Annotated in this window: 17 protein-coding genes, 4 pseudogenes and 1 riboswitch; of the genes and pseudogenes, 5 read left to right on the top strand and 16 right to left on the bottom strand. The window is 36.5% G+C overall.

Annotated features, from left to right (window positions below):
• Window position 1 precedes the first annotated feature (1 nt).
• The 3 genes from AN161_RS25140 to AN161_RS25130 form a co-directional block, all read right to left on the bottom strand.
• Window positions 2-1,063, bottom strand: a complete 1,062-nt coding sequence (locus AN161_RS25140; protein ID WP_053597053.1) for a Xaa-Pro peptidase family protein — start codon at window positions 1,061-1,063, stop codon at window positions 2-4.
• Window positions 1,057-1,500 (bottom strand): type II 3-dehydroquinate dehydratase, encoded by a 444-nt coding sequence (gene aroQ / locus AN161_RS25135; protein WP_053597052.1) that lies wholly within the window; start codon window positions 1,498-1,500, stop codon window positions 1,057-1,059. Before aroQ ends, AN161_RS25140 begins: the two co-directional genes overlap by 7 nt.
• A gap of 61 nt (window positions 1,501-1,561) precedes the next feature.
• Window positions 1,562-1,987: a hypothetical protein gene (locus AN161_RS25130; protein ID WP_053597051.1), complete on the bottom strand. Its 426-nt coding sequence runs from the start codon at window positions 1,985-1,987 to the stop codon at window positions 1,562-1,564.
• Window positions 1,988-2,157: 170 nt separating this feature from the next.
• Between AN161_RS25130 and AN161_RS25125 the strand changes: the two genes are divergently transcribed.
• The gene (locus AN161_RS25125) at window positions 2,158-3,090 is read left to right on the top strand and encodes a DUF1385 domain-containing protein (RefSeq protein WP_082340423.1); all 933 of its coding nucleotides are present in this window, start codon (window positions 2,158-2,160) and stop codon (window positions 3,088-3,090) included.
• A gap of 58 nt (window positions 3,091-3,148) precedes the next feature.
• Here the strand turns inward: AN161_RS25125 and AN161_RS25120 are convergent, their stop codons facing one another.
• Together AN161_RS25120 and AN161_RS30825 are read right to left on the bottom strand one after the other, a co-directional pair.
• The gene (locus AN161_RS25120) at window positions 3,149-3,748 is read right to left on the bottom strand and encodes a nitronate monooxygenase (RefSeq protein ID WP_053597049.1); all 600 of its coding nucleotides are present in this window, start codon (window positions 3,746-3,748) and stop codon (window positions 3,149-3,151) included.
• Window positions 3,735-3,914 (bottom strand): hypothetical protein, encoded by a 180-nt coding sequence (locus AN161_RS30825; protein WP_241774650.1) that lies wholly within the window; start codon window positions 3,912-3,914, stop codon window positions 3,735-3,737. Before AN161_RS30825 ends, AN161_RS25120 begins: the two co-directional genes overlap by 14 nt.
• Between AN161_RS30825 and AN161_RS25115 the strand changes: the two are divergent.
• Window positions 3,902-4,504 (top strand): annotated as a pseudogene (locus AN161_RS25115) (PEP-utilizing enzyme); the annotation flags it as partial. The gene AN161_RS30825 and the pseudogene AN161_RS25115 sit on opposite strands and share 13 nt — an antisense overlap.
• Window positions 4,505-5,473: 969 nt before the next feature.
• Here AN161_RS25115 and AN161_RS25110 read toward each other — a convergent pair.
• The 6 genes and pseudogenes from AN161_RS25110 to AN161_RS25080 all read right to left on the bottom strand — a co-directional run bounded on the left by AN161_RS25110 (window position 5,474) and on the right by AN161_RS25080 (window position 11,439).
• A complete protein-coding gene (locus AN161_RS25110; protein ID WP_053597047.1) occupies window positions 5,474-5,740 on the bottom strand; it encodes a hypothetical protein in 267 nt (88 codons plus the stop codon).
• 522 nt (window positions 5,741-6,262) lie between these two features.
• A pseudogene (locus tag AN161_RS25105) lies at window positions 6,263-6,553 on the bottom strand (heteromeric transposase endonuclease subunit TnsA); the annotation flags it as partial.
• Between the two features lie 147 nt (window positions 6,554-6,700).
• Window positions 6,701-8,482 (bottom strand): annotated as a pseudogene (locus AN161_RS25100) (vitamin B12-dependent ribonucleotide reductase); the annotation flags it as partial.
• A 76-nt stretch (window positions 8,483-8,558) separates the two neighbouring features.
• Window positions 8,559-9,410, bottom strand: a complete 852-nt coding sequence (locus AN161_RS28345; protein ID WP_082340421.1) for an LAGLIDADG family homing endonuclease — start codon at window positions 9,408-9,410, stop codon at window positions 8,559-8,561.
• A gap of 208 nt (window positions 9,411-9,618) precedes the next feature.
• Window positions 9,619-10,407: pseudogene (locus AN161_RS25085) on the bottom strand (ribonucleotide reductase N-terminal alpha domain-containing protein); the annotation flags it as partial.
• Between the two features lie 201 nt (window positions 10,408-10,608).
• A complete protein-coding gene (locus AN161_RS25080) occupies window positions 10,609-11,439 on the bottom strand; it encodes a biotin/lipoate A/B protein ligase family protein (protein WP_053597045.1) in 831 nt (276 codons plus the stop codon).
• A 284-nt stretch (window positions 11,440-11,723) separates the two neighbouring features.
• On the opposite strand from AN161_RS25080, the gene AN161_RS25075 reads away from it, so the two are divergent.
• The 3 genes from AN161_RS25075 to AN161_RS25065 all read left to right on the top strand — a co-directional run bounded on the left by AN161_RS25075 (window position 11,724) and on the right by AN161_RS25065 (window position 15,313).
• Entirely contained in the window at window positions 11,724-12,107 is a 384-nt protein-coding gene (locus AN161_RS25075) for a rhodanese-like domain-containing protein (protein WP_053597083.1), read from the top strand.
• A 964-nt stretch (window positions 12,108-13,071) separates the two neighbouring features.
• A riboswitch (glycine riboswitch) is annotated at window positions 13,072-13,148 on the top strand.
• Between the two features lie 160 nt (window positions 13,149-13,308).
• Window positions 13,309-14,658, top strand: a complete 1,350-nt coding sequence (locus AN161_RS25070) for an amino acid permease (RefSeq protein ID WP_053597044.1) — start codon at window positions 13,309-13,311, stop codon at window positions 14,656-14,658.
• Window positions 14,659-14,983: 325 nt separating this feature from the next.
• Window positions 14,984-15,313 (top strand): DUF3221 domain-containing protein, encoded by a 330-nt coding sequence (locus tag AN161_RS25065; protein WP_053597043.1) that lies wholly within the window; start codon window positions 14,984-14,986, stop codon window positions 15,311-15,313.
• Between the two features lie 54 nt (window positions 15,314-15,367).
• On the opposite strand, the gene AN161_RS25060 is transcribed toward AN161_RS25065, so the two are convergent.
• The 5 genes from AN161_RS25060 to AN161_RS30390 form a co-directional block, all read right to left on the bottom strand.
• Window positions 15,368-16,336: a glutaminase gene (locus AN161_RS25060; protein WP_053597042.1), complete on the bottom strand. Its 969-nt coding sequence runs from the start codon at window positions 16,334-16,336 to the stop codon at window positions 15,368-15,370.
• A gap of 138 nt (window positions 16,337-16,474) precedes the next feature.
• Complete coding sequence (locus AN161_RS25055; RefSeq protein ID WP_053597041.1) at window positions 16,475-17,890, bottom strand: M20 family metallopeptidase; 1,416 nt, start codon at window positions 17,888-17,890, stop codon at window positions 16,475-16,477.
• A gap of 22 nt (window positions 17,891-17,912) precedes the next feature.
• On the bottom strand, window positions 17,913-19,139 hold the full coding sequence (locus AN161_RS25050) for an MFS transporter (RefSeq protein WP_053597040.1): 1,227 nt from the start codon (window positions 19,137-19,139) through the stop codon (window positions 17,913-17,915).
• A gap of 463 nt (window positions 19,140-19,602) precedes the next feature.
• Window positions 19,603-20,907 carry a hypothetical protein gene (locus tag AN161_RS25045; protein WP_053597039.1) on the bottom strand — a complete coding sequence of 435 codons (1,305 nt, stop codon included), beginning with the start codon at window positions 20,905-20,907 and terminating at the stop codon, window positions 19,603-19,605.
• 51 nt (window positions 20,908-20,958) lie between these two features.
• Window positions 20,959-21,168 (bottom strand): hypothetical protein (locus AN161_RS30390; protein WP_206743149.1); only part of this gene is annotated, 210 nt, incomplete at its 5' end.

Raw genomic sequence — 21,168 nt, 5'->3', positions numbered from 1 at the left:
TTTACAAAATAATAAGTTCTTTTGACGAATGAGTTAGTAGTTCATTACCTGTCTCTGTGATTAAAATATCGTCCTCGATACGTAAACCACCGATTCCTGGTAAATACACTCCTGGTTCAATCGTTACGGCCATACCTGGCTCTAGCACCACTTCAGAACGCATCGATAAGCCAGGACCTTCATGTACTTCAAGACCAATACCGTGTCCTAAAGAATGACCAAATGCCGCGCCATAGCCTTTTTCTGTTAAGTAGTTACGTGCAATCGCATCTGCTTGAATCCCTGTTAAGCCAGGGCCTACCTTTTCAAGTGCTAAAAGCTGGGAAGCAAGTACTGCGTTGTACATATCCACTAATTTTTCAGACGGCTCGCCAACTGCCACAGTACGTGTAATATCCGAGATATAGCCATTGTACAGCGCTCCATAATCTAATGTAACAAAGTCGCCTTTTTCAATCACTTTATTCGTTGCAACGCCATGTGGTAAAGCTGAGCGAAGACCCGACGCAACAATTATATCAAACGAGGACTGAGTTGCTCCTTGTTTACGCATGAAAAATTCTAATTCATTCGAAACCTCAAGCTCTGTTTTACCTGGCTTGATGAAGTTTAAGATATGTGTATATGCGTGATCAGCAATTTCACACGCAACCTTAATAATATTAATCTCTTGTTGCGTCTTAATCAAGCGAATTTTTTCAATTAGCCCAGAAATCGGTACTAAATCAGCTTGAATTTTAGTTTTATACAGCTCATATGTGCCATAACTAACAGTTTCTTTCTCAAAGCCCAATAATTTGATGCCCATGTTGTTTACTTGCGTTGCAATTTCTTCGATGATTGTTGCCTCATGCTTCACAATTCGGAAGTCCTGTACTTGCGCAGCTGCTTGCTCTGTATAACGAAAATCTGTGATAAACACAGCATCATTTTGAGAAACAATCGCTACGCCCGCTGTACCTGTAAAACCAGTCATATAACGACGATTGTACCCGTTCGTAATTAAAATGCCATCGATATTTTGTTCTTGAAGTGACTTACGTATCTTTTGTAATTTCAACATAATCCATTCTCCTTCTCAATAAATGTGCGTAGTGCCAGTTCATAGCCTTTCGTACCTAGTCCACAAATTTGACCAAGGCATGCCGGAGCAAGATAGGAATGATGACGGAAAGCCTCACGTTTATGGATATTTGAAATATGTACTTCTATAACCGGCACAGAGATTCCTGCAATTGCGTCATGTAACGCTATGCTTGTATGGGTATATGCACCAGGATTAAAGATAATACCATCATATTTTTCGTCTTCTGCTTCATGCACCCAATCAACAAGTACCCCTTCATGATTAGATTGACGAAACTCGACAGTGGCACCTAAAGACGCCGCAAGATTCTGAACATTCTTCTTCACATCGTCTAGTGTCTCATGACCATAAATATGTGGCTCACGTTTACCTAGACGATTTAGATTAGGTCCATTCAAACATAATAACTTCACGCATATTCGCCTCTTTCTATGTACTTGCCATTTATTTTATCATACAAGATCCAGACAGCAACTAATTTCCTTTTTGTGCTGTGTGCTCTTTCTGATGAAAATTCGCTGTTTCAAGCAAGAATCGTAATAGACAAATAACAATGACCATGAAAGGGATCGATAGTTTTTTAAAGGAAGAAGATTGTAAAGGCAAATCAAGAACAATCCATTCTAATGTGATTGATAAAAAAAGGCCGAGCAAAAAAGAAGTTAGAACAGCCGGGATAATATAGACGTATCTCAATGTAATAAATAATAAAAATCCAATGATAAATAAGACGAGGATGAGAAAGCTCCATTGAAATAGTTTTGAGCTACCTTCAAACATCTCCCACTTTTTATAAAAACCTATCGGATTCCATTTAATGAGATGGAAGTAATGTAGTCCCTTTAAACACAATGCTAAAACAAGTGCACTGACGAGTGATGTAATACTAGCTACTTTCAAGCAAAACCCCCCTAACCTGTACCACGAATTTATTTTCTAACGTTAATCATTTCCTAATTTGTACGATTAGTGTAGCCATATAGAAATTTTACTATGCGTAACTCTAGAGGTTTTTCACTAAATTTAGTACAATGGTACAGTTGAAATATATAAAGAGAGTGGTGTTAGCCTTGAGCAATTCACCTGTTTACGGGGGACAAGCACAATTAGAGGGTGTAATGTTCGGAGGAAAGGAACATACGATTACAGCTATTCGCCGTAACGATGATTCCATTGATTATTATCATTATAAAAAAGTTCAAAATCCTATCTTACAAAAGCTTAAAAAAATTCCATTAGTACGAGGCGTTGTAGCACTGATTGAATCAGCTGGTTTAGGCTCTCGTCATATGCAATTTTCAGGGGATCGTTACGATATTACTCCTGGTGAGGAAGAGGAGCATAAAGAAGAAGGCTCAAGGCTTCAAATGATTTTAGGCGTTGCAGTTGTAGGTATTCTTTCCTTTTTATTCGGTAAATTCGCCTTTACATTAATACCAGTATTTATTGCGGATTTTTTCTCTAAATGGATAGAGGGCAAAACCGGTCAAATTTTACTTGAAAGTGGCATTAAGCTATTTTTACTACTTACCTATTTATATTTTATATCTTTAACGCCACTAATTAAACGAGTATTCCAATATCATGGTGCAGAACATAAGGTTATCAATTGCTATGAAGCTGGTATGGACGTAACAGTGGAAAATGTACAAGCACAATCACGCTTACACTATCGTTGCGGTAGTAGTTTTATGCTGTTCACTGTCTTTGTAGGCATGTTTTTATATTTCTTCGTGCCAACTGATCCACTTTGGTTACGCATTTTGGACCGTATTCTATTAATTCCAGTTGTTCTTGGTATATCGTTTGAAGTACTTCAAGCGACAAATGCATGCCGTAATATTCCCGTATTACGCTTCCTTGGCTATCCAGGCTTATGGCTACAATTACTGACAACACGTGAACCTAAGGATGACCAAGTAGAAGTAGCCATTGCATCCTTCAATATGCTGCTTCAAGTTGAGCAACAACCAGAAATTGCAGCTACTTTGAATCATGATTAAAAATTAAAGAGCAAGTCCAACTGATGCATTTAGTTGGACTTGCCCTTTTTTATAGTTTTTACAATGGCTGTACTGAAATTATTTGCTGCTTTGCTTTCTCGTACTCTACTTCCAATGTTTTGAGTATTTCACGAACCGACTCTCGTTTGACAATATTGGTAACGCCATGTCCGGCAGACCAAATATCTCGCCATGCCTTGACATTAACAAGATGTGTCAAGTCAACGTCCTCTCTTGGCTTCAATGTCGTTGGATCAATGCCCTCCTTCAATAAAGATGGAATTAATACATTAACATGGACACCGCTAAAGGCATCGGTATATAAAATATCAGAGGTATCACTTTCAATCACCATATTTTTGTATTCCTCAGGTGCATTTCCTTCATCACAATCTAAAAAACGAGTACCCATATAGGCATAGTCTGCTCCCATTATTTGAGTAGCTAATACGTCTGCACCGCCAGAGATGGAGCCTGATAAAATGATTGTCCCCGTAAAGAATTTCTTTACCGCAGATACAAAGCCAAATGGGTTCAGTTGCCCGCCATGACCGCCAGCACCTGCACAAACAAGGATTAGTCCGTCTACACCTGTGGCAGCAGACTTTTTAGCATGCTTGACGTTCGCAACATCTGCATAGACCTTAACCGTGCACAATGTCCATAACTCTCTTTGGATTACCTAGTGAAGTAATGACAATTGGTGGCCGGAATTGTTCAATTAACTGTAAATCTTCCTCAAAACGTGTATTCGCTACAGAGTGACAAATAAGGTTGACTGCCCATTGCTCAGTAGGTAGCGCCTTTTTATCGTGAATATCCAAAATACGGCATGATTAATCGCTATTTTGTTTATAAGAAGGCTTTACTGAAAGAAGTCGAACAACTCATGCATGCTAACGTTATTCATGAAAAGAAGATATATTATCTCACTTTTGAAGAACTTCGCGAAATCGTACACACTAATAAACTGGATTATCAGATCATCAGTAAACGAAAAGACGAGTACAAATTATATGAAAAACTTACTCCCCCACGTGTTATCACGTCTGATGGTGAAATCGTCGCTGGTGAATACAAGCGAGAAAATATCCCAGTCGAAGCTATGGTAGGGCTACCTGTTTCTTCTGGAGTTATAGAGGGACGGGTTCGTGTCATCTTAAACATGGATGATGCTGATTTAGAAGATGGAGATATATTAGTAACCTCCTATACTGACCCTAGCTGGACACCATTGTTTGTATCCATAAAAGGTCTAGTGACCAAAGTTGGTGGACTGATGACCCATGGAGCAGTTATCGCACGTGAATATGGCTTACCTGCAGTTGTTGGGGTGGAAAATGCCATCAAACTGATAAAAGACGAGCAACGAATTCGCGTACATGGAACAGCAGGGTATATTGAAATATTGTAATAACTGAATACGTCAAGTTAAAGCCACTGTCATAACGGACGGCATTAAATGCAACCTGTCATGGATAAAAGGACGGTTACCCTATTACCAGACGCGTTTATGTAGTAACGAAAAAAGCCAATTTCTCGATTTTAATGCCGAGAAATCGGCCTTTTTATATTAGAATTTCCTTAAGTTGTAAATCCTCATTTTCCTGACGCTCCCCCTCATCGCAGAGTAAAACAACATCAAAATTGCATTTACGTAACGAAAAAAGTAATGAACAAGGCAATAGTTTTTTCTATTATTAAATCGAATATCATTATTAAAGTTACTTAACATAAAAAAACATTTTTAAAGTACGTAAACACGATTTTTATACTATCTCTTATTCCAGAAAATGGCCCGATTGCTGAACAAGAAAAAATTCTGCATTATCACATCAGGATTTTGATCAAACTTTAATATAAATTATCAAACTTTAATATAAATTATCAACCTTTATTATAAACAATCAGACTTTTTATAAATTATCATATCTGCGTGAAAAATAACTTTGGGCTCTTCGCATGCCTGGTCAATCCGCACTTCAATATCATCATAGTTCTTTCATTCGTTTTCACCATGGATTTTTCCATTATTTATGCGAATAGATTTTCGACGACTGGTCGTTTACACGGGATAAGTGGTTTGGACAACCATCTCCTCCCTAAAGGTGTGAGACTTCCGTAACTGGCGTTTGTCTAAATGAAGATAAAAAAGTACCTATCCGTCTTGTTGACGAGATAGTTTAGATTTGTAATAAAGTTTGATTAAATTAACGATATCAATCTTGATATGAGAACAAAACTAAAGAGCATGTTTTGAAAAAATGATTGATCAAAACATGCTCTTATTTAATGTGATAGATTAAATTCTTTATAAAAAAGTTCGATTATTTTTGAAACCCTCGTTGCACTAAAGCACCCCGTTAGCTCAATTAGTAATACATTATTTAAGCAACGTTTGAAGACTTATTAACAAAGGGGCGTACACAATTAGTGGAATAAGCAAAATTACTGCACCAATTTTTTTATTCCCCTTTTGTAATAATAAAAGAGAAGTCAAGAAAAATAATGGATAAATAATAAAAGTAATTATTAATACACCATCAACTAATTGATACAGTTTTCCTGTAAATGCATTTATGAATGGGATTGAAATCCATTCTAGTACGCAAAACGCAATAACCAATATCCACAACCATTTAAGTGTCATCACTAATCACCCCTAAATTTTTGATTGGTCAAAAAAGTAAAAACTCTTTTTCCACTTTATCATCAATTACATTTCAATTTCTTGTGTTAATTTTACCAAATATACCCAATTCTTGATCTATCCTTTTCCCCTTTTAGACAATTGATTACTATAATAAATCACCTCTTAATCTAAGCAACCAAGGAGATTCTAAAATGAACGACTTTCAATCATTAGATATTGATATAGTTTTAGCAAATAGATTAAATGAGACACAAAGTACGCACACTCTTAGTTTAAATCGAAAAACTTAGACACTAAGTTTACACAGTTTGTAATAAGGTATGACATTTTACAAAATACATAATCATTAACTGATAATCCAAGCTCTTTTCTTTCTTTTCAGCAGAGCATTGACAACAAATGTTTTTAATCTTACCTTTACTCATAGTAAAATCCTTATAATATTTTATCTTTTTACACTTTGAACATTCTTTATATAGATGACAAATAAGCCTCTCATGTTGGATTGGAATAAAGTTTTGTAGGATGTTTAAGACCTAATTCATCTGCAATGACAATTGTTTCTTCCAACGGCAATAAAGGAAATTGTTCTCGAATATCAACAACGAAATCAGAATATTCAGTTAAATAAAAGTAGTTTCGTTCCAATTCTGATAGAAATTCATGCTGTCTATTTTTTTTAATACCTTTTAAACGTGTAGACCGACCTTTAGAAGACACATCTTGAATGTTTAACCATGGTCCAACTCCAGAGCCACGACCTTCTTTAATCCACTTTTCTATTTTAGATGTTCTAGTTCGTTTTGACATGAAAACACCCCTTTAGATTAATATTATCCAAAGGGGTAAAACGGTGCAACTTTTTTACAAACGGTATAACTTTATTTTAAACGATACATCTTTTTTATAAACGGTACGACTTTATTTCAAATCAACAGATAGACACTTTTTATTATTTTATAAGCCACATTTTAACTGTGCAGCACAGTTTGTACATGTATTACAGCCACCGATTTCTTCGACCGTTCCTTTACGGCATACAGGACAAGTATTTCCTACATCCGAACCAACAACTGTTGTCGATTCTAATGCTTGAATCGTATCTACTAATACAACAGGACGCTTCGTTGGTACTTCTACTAACTCTTCCTCAAATGATAGTTGATCCATATCATTTTCTTCAGCTTTCAGTGTAAGTACTTGTGAATCACGGCTACCATCTACATAGACCGTACCACCTTTAGCGCCACCGCTATATAAGCGCTCGTACACTTTTTCAACTTGTTGTACTGTATAACCTTTTGGTGCGTTTACAGTTTTTGAAATTGATGAATCAATCCATTTTTGGATGATACATTGTACATCAGCATGTGCTTCTGGTTTTAACTCCATCGCCGTAACGAACCATTCAGGAAGTTCATTCTCATTAGCTTCCGGATGACGTTCTAAATATTCTTGTACGATTTCTGCTTTTACCTCGATGAATTTACCTAGGCGACCAGAACGGTAATATGTGAATGAGAAGTATGGCTCAAGACCCGTTGCCACACCAACCATTGTACCAGTAGAACCAGTTGGAGCTACTGTCAGTAAATGCGAGTTGCGAATACCTGTTGTTAAAATTTGCTCTTTAATGTGTGCAGGCATTTTTTGCATAAAGCCTGTTTCAGTAAATGCTTTACGTAAACGTGCTGTTTCTTCCTCTGTTGCTCCTACAAGGAATGGGAAGCTACCGCGTTCTTTTGCAAGCTCTGTTGACGCCTCATAAGCAGTTTCAGCAATCGTTTTAAAGATTTCATCAACTAGCTCATTACCCGCTTCTGAGCCATATTCTTTCTCACAATAAATTAGTAAGTCCGCTAAGCCCATTACGCCTAAGCCAACACGACGCTCTCCTAGAGCTTGTACACGGTTTTCTTCTAAGAAGTATGGTGTAGCATCAATAACATTATCTTGCATACGAACACCAACACGAACTGTTTCACGCAGTGCTTCGTAATCAATTGTTTGATTTTCTTTATTCGCAAACTGTGCTAAGTTAACAGCTGCTAAGTTACACACAGAATATGGTGCAAGTGGTTGTTCCCCACATGGGTTTGTCGCTACAACGCTTTGACCATAAGCTTTTGCGTTTGTCATGTCATTGGCGTTGTCGATGAAGAAAATACCTGGCTCTGCAGAGTACGTTGCACAAACGTTGATTAAATTCCATAATTCCTGAGCTTTAATCGTACGATATGTGCGTACTTTATAGCCCATTTTCTCCCATTCGCGCACATCTCCAACTTTATGCCACTCACTGTTGTAAATAGCCATCTCTTCTTTTGTATATTCTTCAACAGCTGGGAAACGTAGCTCAAAGTCAGCGTCATTTTCTACAGCTTGCATAAATTCTTTTGTTAATGTTACAGAAATATTTGCACCAGTTAAAAACTCTGGATTGTGAACAGTATACGTACCACCGTCGCGTAATTTGTTTTCCGCTTCACGAATAATACCCGTATCAAAACCGCCTAAGCCTTCGATATTTTTATAGTTCACAATGCCTTGATACATAGCTTCCTCTTGGGATGAAAGAGGCTTAAAGTTTAATTTTTCTTTTGCTAGACGAATAATTGTTTTATCCGTTGTATTTTCGATTAGGTATCGTAGAATACGTGGATTTTGCATTTTTGAAATAATAAATTCCACGATATCAGGATGCCAATCTGCCAGCATAATCATCTGTGCCCCACGCTTTTTGTTACAAAAAAATATTTTAAAATACTTTTTTGATGTGGTCATTTCTGCCACATTCTTATGCTTTCACATAAGATCAGACTATATCATCAAAGAAGGATTTGATTTTTTCATATTTTCTATTGAGTTGTAAGGAACCATGACCGTATAACTTTCGAACAATCTTTAACACATCAGCTTTTCGATTAATGAATAAGTCAACGCATCCTTGTTTTGGGTAAACTTTATGGACGGTTAAAGCTAGTTGTTGATTATGCAAAAATTGGAGTAATGATAAAAGCATTTGACGATTACCTGTAAAACCTATTCTCCCACGCTTGGAAAAATGACCATCTGCATCAAAAAAACCTCTTAAATAAGTCCATTGCAAATCCTCATTTTTAAAATCAATCCAACTTTCAAAACCTGTTTTTCGAGGTGTAATACCCAACCTCATTAAATCATTGCACATTTCTGTTGAATTAATTATTAAAGAGTATTTGTTTTGTTCATTTGGTGCACGGCGTTTACGGAATTTAATCGCTTCTTGCATAGACAGTTCTTTTGCGATATCTTCAAGCAGTTGCCGGTCCTGTTCAGCAAGTGATAAAACTATACGTTTCGATTTACCACGATCATATATAGTACCATCACCTGTAATATAACCTACTAAATAAGCCTTATTCGCTGTATTGATATTTTTAAAGTAGTGTTCATCATAATGATACTTCTTATTTTTCAGCTTTCCTGCTTGCCCAGGCTTTCTCGCTTTAAAAAGCTCTAGCTCTTTATTCCATCTAAGGATTGTTCCTCTTCCTATGTGAAGTGTTTTTGCAATATCAACTTGGCTCATACCATTTTCATGCAACTCAATAATTTTTTTAATCAATCGTTCTTTGTCTCGCGCCTCGTAAGGACGTCTCCGTACAATACGATTTACTTCTTCCATGCTTCCACCTCCGATGTGGTTCAAAGTTTAGGAAGGTTCAATAGTCGTTGAACGTTCAACTACGTTTCCATAGATGCTTCGCTGCTGATTGCCCAATCTTTTCTTTTTTCAAGCATTCACGCCTAACTTCACAGTTTACGTTGTAGCAAGAAAAGCTCTCAGGGTGTTCCAGCAATTCACGAGATTTTAATCCCGCCGTTTTCGGTTAACGGGAACCACCTTGTTCGACAAGATGAGTCAGTTTAGCAATATCATCTAACCATGAAACGGAACCAGATGATTTACCATTTACACCACGTGCTAAAGTGTTACGTGGACGCAATGTTGAACCATTTGTCCCTACACCACCACCGCGGCTCATAATTTCCATCACTTGCTTACGGTGATCACTTATTCCTTCACGTGAATCTGCTACAAATGGCATTACGTAACAGTTGAAGAAAGTTACATCTGTTTCAGATCCTGCTCCGTAAATAACTCGTCCAGCTGGAATGAATTTTAATGATACTAGCTGCTCATAAAACTTCTCAAACCATTCTTGGCGTTTCTCTGGTGTTTTTTCAACAGCAGCAAGTCCTGTTGCATTTCGTTTTGCGATTTGTTCATAAAATATTTCAAGAGGCTTTTCTAGCACGTCAATTGAACGCGTAATCACACCCGTTTCTTGCTCTTTCGGATCATCTAAAGCACTACGGTAATCTTCCTCAATCAAAATTTCTGCTGTTTTCGTAGACATATCAAGCTTTTGGATTGTCCCTAAACCACGTGCAGGGAATTTTGGATCTGACTTCACTGTTAATACGACAAAATCACCGGCTTTTAACGTTTTCTTCTCCGTATCCTTAAACGAGTAGCGATCGATCATCACAAGTCTTGATACACCTTTATGCGTAATGTGCATTTCAGATGTTACAGGATGAACCTGCGGAAATTGTTCAATATCTTTGTTTAACTGTTCAAATTTGTTTACTTCGGGTTGATGATTTGTAAGTACCATCGTTTTGCCTCCCTTATTTTCTGCCTTACATAATAAATACACAATATATCGTGTCGCTAAACACTACATATTGTGTATGTTTCTTTAAAAAAGATACTATATATAGTTTTTTAATGCAACTCTTGCAATTTCGAATAGAATCCGAACTGCTTGTTATCACAAGGGTTGAACGATAAAAAAATATTTTTCTTATACCATTTTTTATTTTTTGAAGTTCCAATCATCACATGCATATTTTTTTTCTTCAAGTGCATGCACATATTCTAATTGCTCCTCAGAAAGTGTAAATGGTTTTAAATCAATTTGCAACGATTTTGCAAAACCATCACGAAAAGCTGTCACACATTGTTTAATAGTCACGGGTTCTTTTACAAGGCTATTGATAGCAACTGCTTTTTCCGGTAGCTTTCTACGCATACGTTCTTTAGCTTCTTCACTTGAAAAATTGAAAACAGACAATAATTTCTCTTGATCTAAATCTAGTAAAATGGCTCCGTGCTGTAAAATAACACCTTTTTGACGAGTTTGTGCACTACCAGCTATTTTTTTACCTTCTACGACAAGCTCGTACCAGCTTGGCGCATCAAAACAAACTGCACTTTTAGGTTTCTTTAAGTCTGCTCTTTTTTCATCTGTATCAGGCACACTAAAATAAGCATCCATGCCTAGATTATGAAAACCTTGCAATATACCTTCACTTAACACTCTATATGCCTCTGTCACTGATTCAGGCATATTTGGATAGCTTTCTGTAACAATGACGCTATATGTCAACTCATGTTCATGTAAAACGGCTCTACCGCCTGTTGGTCGACGAACAAAGCCTAGTCCTTGTTTTCGCACTGCCTCTAAATTGATATCTCTTTCCGCTTGTTGAAAATAACCAATCGAAAGAGTTGCTGGCTCCCACTCATAAAAACGAATGACTGGTGGAATTAAACCTTCACTATGCCAATCAAGTAATGCCTCATCTAATGCCATATTAAAAGAAGGGCTACATTTCCCTGAATTTAGAAAATACCAAGTTGTCATATTTTCATCTCCTACGAATATTAAATTAACCTTTGCGAACGTGTACAAAATAATGCTTCTCAAAATTTTGACACTCTGCGTTTAGTTCTATTCTTTATTGAAGTAATCATCCACCCAAGTCTATGAATGGAGTGGAATGATTCTGTGACCTTTCACTAATAACATCCATACATATAGATAAATTAATTCTAGCCACAATCTAATTAATTTTATCAAACTCATTGGACTATCGCTAGCGCATCTTTTATAATAATAAAGAAGATAGAAAGGGGTAAGAAATTTTGTTGAACATACTTATCACAATCGGTGTTATTTTAGTAGTTGTCATTGCATATATCGGCATCAATGCCCTACGACTAAAAAAAGCCGTAACAAACCTAACACAAGAACAATTTATTGAAGGCTATCGTAAAGCACAGCTTATCGACGTACGTGAACAAAAAGAATTTGATGCTGGTCACATTCTTGGTGCACGTAATGTTCCTTCGACTACTCTACGTCAACGTTACAAAGAAATCCGCCCAGATTTACCAGTATATTTATACTGTCAAAATACAGGCCGTAGCTCACGTGCTGCTCTATTTCTAAAAAAACGTGGCTACAACCAAATTTACCAACTTCAAGGCGGCTTCCGTACTTGGACAGGTAAAATAAAGTCCAAAAAATAATTAATGAAACAAAAATCGATAAGGCAGTAGTGACTAATATAAATTAATTCATTCATAGAAACTAAATTAATTTATTTATATTTGCCTATGTCGCTTTGTTTTACACAGAAAGAAACCATCTCAAATGACTATGAGATGGTTTACTTTTTTGCAAAAAATTCTGAGTTTCTACTATATTATATTTACAGGTGTGTTGATTAACCACTTTTATCCACCCTAATTAATTAGAAGGCGCTGATTTCCGCTACGGGCTACTCGCTTTCCCGCGGGAAGCTTTGCTCTGCGACGAAAGCGAAGCGACAGGAGCACTCGAGTATCCCTACGCTACAATCAGTTAAAAATGGGAATATATTAGCAAAATAGCAACAAAAAATCCTTTTATCGCTCAATAATAAACCTATTTTTTCCTAATCAACACTCCTGTTATATTTATTGTTTAACGTCTGATAAGTTCGTTTTACAGAAAAAGGTAAAGTAACGTGAGTTAATATACTTCTCACATTCACATTCCCTAGCCAAAATGCAAGATGCCTCCCTCGTATTTCCAATAACCCACCTACTTTAACACTTTATAAGCTCATCACCATAATGTGTGGTTGATTTTCGTTCCGACTGGGGCTTCGCTGCAGGGTCTATCTGAGACGCTGATCCCCAAGGAGTCGCCCAGTTGGAACGAAGATCAATTATACAAAAGGCATACATTTTTAAAAATTTCATCCATAATTTTAGGGAATGCGCCATTTTATACCACAAATTAAATATTATCCATATTTTAACGTATGTCTAAAAATACTATTTTTCGTAAAGTATTTACCTAGACGAGCTCCAATCTTCTTTTTTTCTGAAAATGACTGAAATTTATCCTTGAATAATTAGGAAGGCACTGATAGGATTTATAATATCTTAAAATAATGTCATCAAGACATACAATACAAGCTATGAATGCTATGGATTACACTATAGCAGGAGCAGTTCTGGAGAGAGCGCAATTTGCGTCGCCGAAGGGTTCACTATCTCAGGCAAAAGGACAGAGGAGTAATATTAACTTTCATCATGAAAGCTATACCACGCGATGTTTAACTTTTTATATCCGACATCCACAATTGGTATTTGTTATTCTGACGTTTACGAGACTAGTGTCACTACTAGTCTCTTTTTATTTTCCAGTCATAGTTTTTACTCATCTTTGAGGGGGATTAACGTGGAACAACCACAATTAAAACGTGATTTAAAAAATCGCCATGTACAGCTCATTGCTATTGGCGGAACAATAGGTACCGGTTTATTTTTAGGATCAGGTAAAGCCATTGCCTTAGCGGGTCCTTCCATCATTTTTGCCTATCTAATTGTCGGAACTGCCCTATTTTTTGTCATGCGTGCATTAGGTGAACTGTTATTATCAAATGCTGGCTATACATCATTTACTGATTTTGCATCCGAATACATAGGACCTTGGGCAGGTTACATCACTGGCTGGACTTACTGGTTCTGCTGGATCATGACCGCTATGGCAGATATTATTGCTGTCGGCGTTTATACACAATATTGGTTTGATATACCTCAATGGGTGCCAGCAATTGGCTGTTTAGTATTGTTATTAACTTTGAATTTATTAACTGTAAAACTATTCGGTGAGCTAGAATTTTGGTTTGCCCTTATAAAAATCATCACAATTGTTGCACTGATTATTATTGGACTAATCATGTTATTTACAGGCTTTCAAACAAGCACTGGCACGGTTACAGTTGAAAATCTTGTGGCACATGGCGGGTTATTCCCGAACGGCCTATACGGCTTCCTAATGGCATTCCAAATGGTTGTTTTCGCTTTTGTTGGTGTCGAATTAGTAGGAGTTTCTGCTGCAGAAACGGCTGATCCTAAAAAAAATATTCCTTCTGCCATTAACAAAATTCCCATACGCATTTTATTATTCTACGTAGGTGCGCTATTTGTTATTTTATGCATTAATCCTTGGCATGAAATGTCTGCCTCAAGTAGTCCGTTTGTACAAGTATTTACACTAGCTGGCATACCAATTGCTGCAGGTATTATTAATTTTGTCGTTCTAACATCTGCTGCTTCGGCGGGTAATAGTGGTTTATTCTCTACAAGCCGCATGCTTTTTAATCTTGGCAGCAACAAGCAAGCTTCGCCATCGTTTGCAAAGCTAAATAAAAACAGTGTACCAAGTAACGCACTCGTTATTTCTGCAATTGTTGTATCCGCAGGGGCGTTATTAAGTAAATTGATGCCTGAGAACGCCTTTAGTGTTGTTACAACGATAAGCGCTATTTGCTTTATTTGGGTGTGGAGTATTATTTTAATCTCTCATATCATTTATAAACGAAAAAATCGTGCACTTCATGAGGCGTCAATTTTTAAAGCACCTTTTACTCCGTTCGTAAACTATTTAGTACTTGCCTTCTTTGCATTTCTATTAGTAGTTATGTTCATTTCAGAGGCAACACGTACAGCATTACTTTTAACACCAATTTGGTTTATTATACTAATGTTTATTTATAAAATGAAAAGAAAGAAACCAATAGACTAAGAAGGACTGTCCTGGATAGTGACACTTTAAAGAAAGTGAAACTATTCAGGGCTTTTTTATTGCAAATTAACGAGTATAATCAAATTATCGGTCATTACCAGAACATGGAATGGAGTTGATTTACGTTCCGACTGGGCGCTTTACTGCGCTCCAATCAAGTTATATACATTGCATACGGTTTCATAAATATCATCCATTAAGTTCAGTGATCAACTAATTTATTGGAACAGATTCTCTTTATTTTCCTAAATTAACATGCCTGTTATTGTAATTTGAAAAAGGAGGGAATTTTATTAACAATAAAGTAGTTATTTCTATCACCCTATTGTTTACCGTTATCTTAGTTCTAGTATTATTTTGGTTTGACAACATACTATTAGAGGGATATGTCTTAACAAAGAAAGACGATAACGGGTTACAAGTGTTAATTAGCGAAAATTCACCAACAAAACTAGAGAATTTAGACAGCGACACAATCAATGAAATGGCCACTAAAAATCGCACGATGATGTGGGTTCCAGTAGACAAATCTATGTACATACAAATTCAATTAGGACATAAGCTGAATGTTGAATACGATGGTATCTTACTAGAATCATTACCGCCGATTATAGCTAATGTGGAATCTGTAAAAATTGCTTCTAAACATAAATAAAATCACAAAAAAGATGACTTCGTCTATTTACTGAAGTCATCTTTCTTTGATTGCTTAAAAAATATTCATATTCCACTCGGTAGCGATATGCTTTAGTAAATTCACTCCTGCTACACTGTTCCCGATTGTATCAATCGCCGGTCCATAAATGCCAATACCGCAGCCAGCAGGAAAAGGTGAATCTAAGCCTGCGTGACTTGGTACAGCCACAAGAATTGCTCCAGAGACACCACTTTTAGCAGGTAACCCTATAAATGCTGCAAATTTACCAGAAGCATTATACATACCGCAAGTAACCATCAATGCCTTCGCTAATTTTGCTACTTGCTTTGGAAAGAGCTGTTTATTTAATAGAGGATGATAGCCATCATTGGCGATTACTAAACCAATCATCGCCAAATCCGAAACATTTACTTCAATAGCACATTGTTTCAAATAAACCTCCAATGCCTCTTCTACAGGACAGTCTAAAAAGCCAGAATCCATTAAATAATAGGCTAATGAACGGTTTCGATTAGCAGTTTGCCACTCGGATTGATAAACCTCTTCATTAACCTTTAATTCCTTGCCCACGATTTGTTCTAAAAATTGAAGGATTTTTGAAACCTTCTCTTGCGGAGAATTTCCGTCAAGCATAGAGGATACTGTAATTGCTCCTGCATTAATCATTGGATTAAAAGGTTTTCCAGGCTGATGACTCTCTAGACGAATGATTGAATTGAAGGTGTCACCTGTAGGTTCAACATCTACTCGTTCTAAAACATAAGGTAATCCTCGTTCCATACACGCTAAAATAAATGTAACGACTTTTGAAACACTTTGTAGAGTAAATAGTTCAGTTGTCTCTCCGGCTTTCATTTCATCATTATTAGTACCGATAATCGAAATCGCTAATTGATTTGGATCTTTTTCCGCTAAAGCGGGAATATAGCTTGCGCATTTCCCCTCTTTAGCATAAGGACGAAACTGTTTCACCCATTCTGCCGTAAGGTGATTATTATGATTGATATGATCTGTCGGCATTTTGTGATCTCCTTTCAAAAAACGGCATCTTACGCCATAGCTACTCAATAAGTACACTTAACTAAGAATAAACTTAATAATAGGCAAAAACAGAGCCTCCATAGTTTACCCTATGAAGACTCTATATGGAATAACTTTTTACAGTTTTGGAGGCTTAGTACCTTCTGGAATTAGCGAAACATAAGTCTCTCCATCCAGACGTTCTTTCCATTCTTTTTTAGCTTCTTCAATAAGTGCTGGATTATCAATTAAATCAACAGCAGTGCAGGCCATAACTTTTGCTGCCTGTAACATCCCTTTATGTGCTATTGGCATAACCCCCTGTGATACAACCTGCCAAGTATGAAGTGGTGTACCAAGTGCCATACATACCGTTGTACATTGAACAGTTGGGACATTCCAACTTACATCGCCAACATCTGTTGAACCGCCCATTATAAATTCAGGTAGTACACTAGGTATGTGATTAGCTATTACTTTATCTTTTAGCTGTACCACATCATCTTTTTTTAGACCTAGTAATGCTGTTGCCTGAACTTCTGGAGAGAAAGTATTGAAAATAGTTTGTGCATGCTGCTCATCTTCTATTGTATAATTTGGCATACCTATTTCAAGTAATTGTTTATTCATAATATTATAAAGTGTTTTATTTGGAATAAGATTTGATGCAGATCCTTCAAAATCGATTTCTAACGATGTTTCGGTCATTAATGTTGCACCTTTAGCTATGTTTTCTACACGTTTATAAATCTCTTGTACCTGCTGTTTTTTAGGTGCTCTTACTAAGTAAGTCACCTCTGCATATGGTTGCACTACATTCGGTGATGTCCCACCCGAGTTTGTCACTGCATAATGCACACGTGCTTCTGGAACAACATGCTCACGTAAATAGTTTACCCCTACATTCATTAATTCAACAGCATCTAATGCACTTCTACCAAGATGAGGTGCAGCAGCTGCATGTGCGCTTTTTCCAGTAAATTTAAACGTAACTGCATAGTTTGCTAGAGAGTTACAAGTCATCACTGTTGAAAAAGTACCTGGATGCCAAGAAATTGCAATATCTGCATCATCAAAAATACCAGCCTTCGCCATATAAGCTTTACCTGAACCATTTTCTTCTGCAGGACAGCCATAAAAGCGAATCGTAGCAGATTGATTATTTTGCTCTAAGTAATCTTTAACAGCTACTGCCGCAGCAAATGCTCCTGTGCCCAATAAATTATGCCCACAACCATGACCATTCCCGCTATCCTCTAGCGGTTCACATTGAGTAGCTCCACCTTTTTGACTTAATCCTGGTAAGGCATCATACTCACCAAGAAAAGCAATAACAGGCTTTCCAGAACCATATGTTCCAACTAGTGCTGTATCAAGCCCTGCAATTCCAAGTTCTGTTGCAAAGCCTTCTTTTTCTAAAGCTGCCTTCATATACTGAACAGATTTTTTTTCTTGAAAATGAAGTTCAGGTACAGCCCAAATTGCATCACTTAATGCAATGCTTACATCTCTTTTTGCTTCAATTAATGACGAAATTTTTTCATGAAAACTCATTTTTATCCCTCCAATTACCTGATTATGAATTCAACAATGTTCCTTTTTGATCATTTAACGTTAATAGTGCAATGATACAAATTATTGCAAATCCAATTAACATCCAAAAGGCTGCATCAAAGGATCCGTTAAAAGCATCTACCATAAATCCGATAGCCATAGGTGTAACAAAGCCTGCTAATTGTCCACCTGTATTAACAATCCCCATCGCTGAACCTGTAATGGAAGATGGTAATTTCTTTAATACGATTGCTGGTAATAACGTAATAACAAATGCAATAAATAATGAAACAATAGTTTGGTACCCTATGAACATTGTTACGGATTCCGCTGTAAACATTAAATACAATAAAATACCGATAGCTGCACAAGAAATCGCACCTAGCACTTTATCCTTTCCTTGTGGAAGCTTATCAATGATGTATCCGCTACCATAGACACCAATAATAGTAGTGATGGCTGGAATTGTTTGTGCCCAACCAATCGACATTAAATCGAGTCCACGATTTTTCTGAAGATAGGTAGGAATCCAAGATACTAATCCCCAATTCACTGCATAAATACAGAAATAAGCAATAATCAAATTCCACATAAGTGGCGTCTTAAATAGCTCCTTAAAATTTACTTTAGTTGAAGAGTTCTCTTTACTATCACTATTTCCCACCGCTTCATCTTGTGGAAGTTTGATATATTTCCAATATAAAAATGCGATAATAGCACCGATAGCACCAATTACAACAAACATTGTGCGCCAACCAATTGTTCCTAACAAATAAGCTGCGAGTAAAGGTACGATTAACGACACGATACCTCCAGAGGAAAGCATGATTGACATTGCTCGCCCTCTTTCTTCCCTCGGGAAAACCGTCGCAATAATTTTAGAGCTAGATGGTTGGAACCCACCTTCCCCAATACCAAATAAAAAACGAATGATAATCATTGCAACTAAAGACCAAGCTATGGCTGTTAAACCTGTGAATATTGACCACATAATTACTGAAAAAAGTAAGATTTTTTTAGCACCAAATTTATCAGCTAGCCACCCACCAGGTATTTGCATAATCGCATAGCCTAAAAAGAAGGAGCTTAAAATAATACCAGTAGAAGAAGCATCTAAATTTAAATCACCAGTAATCGATACTACTGCATAGTTCATGATGTAACGATCTAGATTTCCTAATGACCATCCTAAAAATAAGAGTACCAGGATTAAATTTCTGTTTTTTTTTGTTACTTCATTCGTTGTCATTAACATCCCTCCCATGTTTTACGAACACAAAACTATATCGCTGCAATTGATAGTAATAAGATGAAAAGCTCGATCGACATCAAAATATTATGACAACTCAGACTCTTATTCTTTCTATTTCAATATCTTTTGCAACCTCTACATACTGTTTTTCCATCTCTCCCTATCTATTTAAAATCAACTTCCTCTATATAGCGACATTTTCGTTATATATTCGTATAATAATAGACTTTTTATGAAATGACAATATTTTTTTGAAAATTTCTAATAGACAATCGGATAAAAAAAGGGTCTAAATTATCTTTTAGAAAATAGGGAACGTTGATGCATCTACATTTTTTGAATCGAAAAATAGCTAAAAATTTTTTGTAGTTTTTTACTTTCACAAGCCATCAACAAAACAAAAAATGTCCCAAAAACCATTAATTGGTTTGGGACATTTTTATATTTAATAGACTTGACACTACATTACGAGCTGATACATTTTTATCGGTCTACCACGAGTATGCTGTAATTCTTCTCCACAAATTTCCGCTAAGCCTACACTACATAAATCTGCTACAATACGCTGCGCATTTCGTTCACTCATTTGAAGCTGTGAGGCTAAATCCTTTGTCGTAAAATGCTTCCAGCTCATTTTTTGAACAAGCGCTTGTATTCTTGTGTAGGCTTTAATGCTAACATTGCCTTTTTTAAGTTTTTCAAGGATATTAGGATCATCGGCTCTATAGGAATATGTTAGCTCCTCGCTATTACCGACAGATTCAATAATTGTGCCATCATCTTGAATCATGACAATATCAATCGATTCATTTCCCTTCGTTTGACGTAACGCTCTATGCGCATTTAATTCAGCATTAAATACCGTTTGCGCAAAACCTATTCCTGCTGTGACCTTCGCCTCCATTTCAATGGACAGCTGATACATTTTTTCCTTGATGAAGTGAATTTGCCCTTCAATCGCTCCCCTCGTACTGAAAATTGTATATCTCCCATTACCCTCTTCAATTAAGGAGCCATCAATCTGTTCGCATAATTGCAGTAAATTTTCCTTCACGCGTAATTCTAGATATTGAATACGATATCCTTGCTTCATTCTTTCCTTCAATGAATCAAAATCTTTTATTTCGAGCATGACAGCACCAATTTGCGTTTCTTTATAATACGACGTTTTAATTTTTTCGGTAAATAGCTGAACTGTATGGTAAATTTCCGTTTTTGTAGGCGATACCCAATAGGAGGGAACCCCCATTTTTTTCAGCTCTTCATCAACGGACGGATAACATGTAAACGCAAAGTCGATCTTCCCTTCTTGCCACAGCTCATAATGAAAATCAAATAATTCTTTCGGATCAATGGCCGCATCAAATTCTTTTACATACATTTTCTTTACATTTTTCTCTATCTCAGTCAAACCTTCTGAGACCATTTGTGCAGGTGATGAGATAAAATCAATACTTACACTTTCGATGAATTTTTTCATTTTATAGGATTGCTCTAAAAAGCCTTTATAGACGGCTGACTCAGAAAAGATTATATGTGCAAGCTTATCCTGTGAAATTTTTGTCTGACTAGCAATTTTATAAGGTATGTATCCCGAAAATAGCCAAAAATCAACATCTTGATTATGAGTTTCTACAATATTTTTTGTTTCTGTAGCAAAAGAATAAATATACGGAATAAACTCCATATCCTGTTCGATTTCATATGCTAACTCGATAATTCGTTCTACGGATTTTACTGGGCCAACAACACCTATTTTATACATCTTTAGTTCCTACCTTCTATGTCAAACTACTCTAGTTATGACAAAAAATTCTCAATTGTTATACAGATTACCTATCAATAGTATATCGAAGATTTGATATTCTACACAAATGAAAAAGATAAATTTAACCAATAGGCTTTTTCTACCGAAAAACAAAATGGTTAAGGAATGGCGAGCTCCTCCACTTATGTTGCTGTCGCACAGTGAAAAAACCTTGTTGCTGTCGCTTCGCTTTCGCACAGTGAAAAAACCTTGTTGCTG

It is taken from the genome of Lysinibacillus sp. FJAT-14222, assembly GCF_001278875.1.
GTDB classification, from domain to species: domain Bacteria; phylum Bacillota; class Bacilli; order Bacillales_A; family Planococcaceae; genus Lysinibacillus; species Lysinibacillus agricola.
This window is presented reverse-complemented; position numbering and strand designations above follow the sequence as displayed.

Coding starts and splice junctions, on each gene's coding strand:
- AN161_RS25050 (WP_053597040.1), bottom strand. CDS start 19,139: ATGACAACGAATGAAGTAACAAAAAAAAACAGAAATTTAATCCTGGTA.
- AN161_RS25140 (WP_053597053.1), bottom strand. CDS start 1,063: ATGTTGAAATTACAAAAGATACGTAAGTCACTTCAAGAACAAAATATC.
- AN161_RS25080 (WP_053597045.1), bottom strand. CDS start 11,439: ATGACAACTTGGTATTTTCTAAATTCAGGGAAATGTAGCCCTTCTTTT.
- AN161_RS25110 (WP_053597047.1), bottom strand. CDS start 5,740: ATGACACTTAAATGGTTGTGGATATTGGTTATTGCGTTTTGCGTACTA.
- AN161_RS28345 (WP_082340421.1), bottom strand. CDS start 9,410: ATGGAAGAAGTAAATCGTATTGTACGGAGACGTCCTTACGAGGCGCGA.
- AN161_RS25045 (WP_053597039.1), bottom strand. CDS start 20,907: ATGTATAAAATAGGTGTTGTTGGCCCAGTAAAATCCGTAGAACGAATT.
- AN161_RS25055 (WP_053597041.1), bottom strand. CDS start 17,890: ATGAGTTTTCATGAAAAAATTTCGTCATTAATTGAAGCAAAAAGAGAT.
- AN161_RS25060 (WP_053597042.1), bottom strand. CDS start 16,336: ATGCCGACAGATCATATCAATCATAATAATCACCTTACGGCAGAATGG.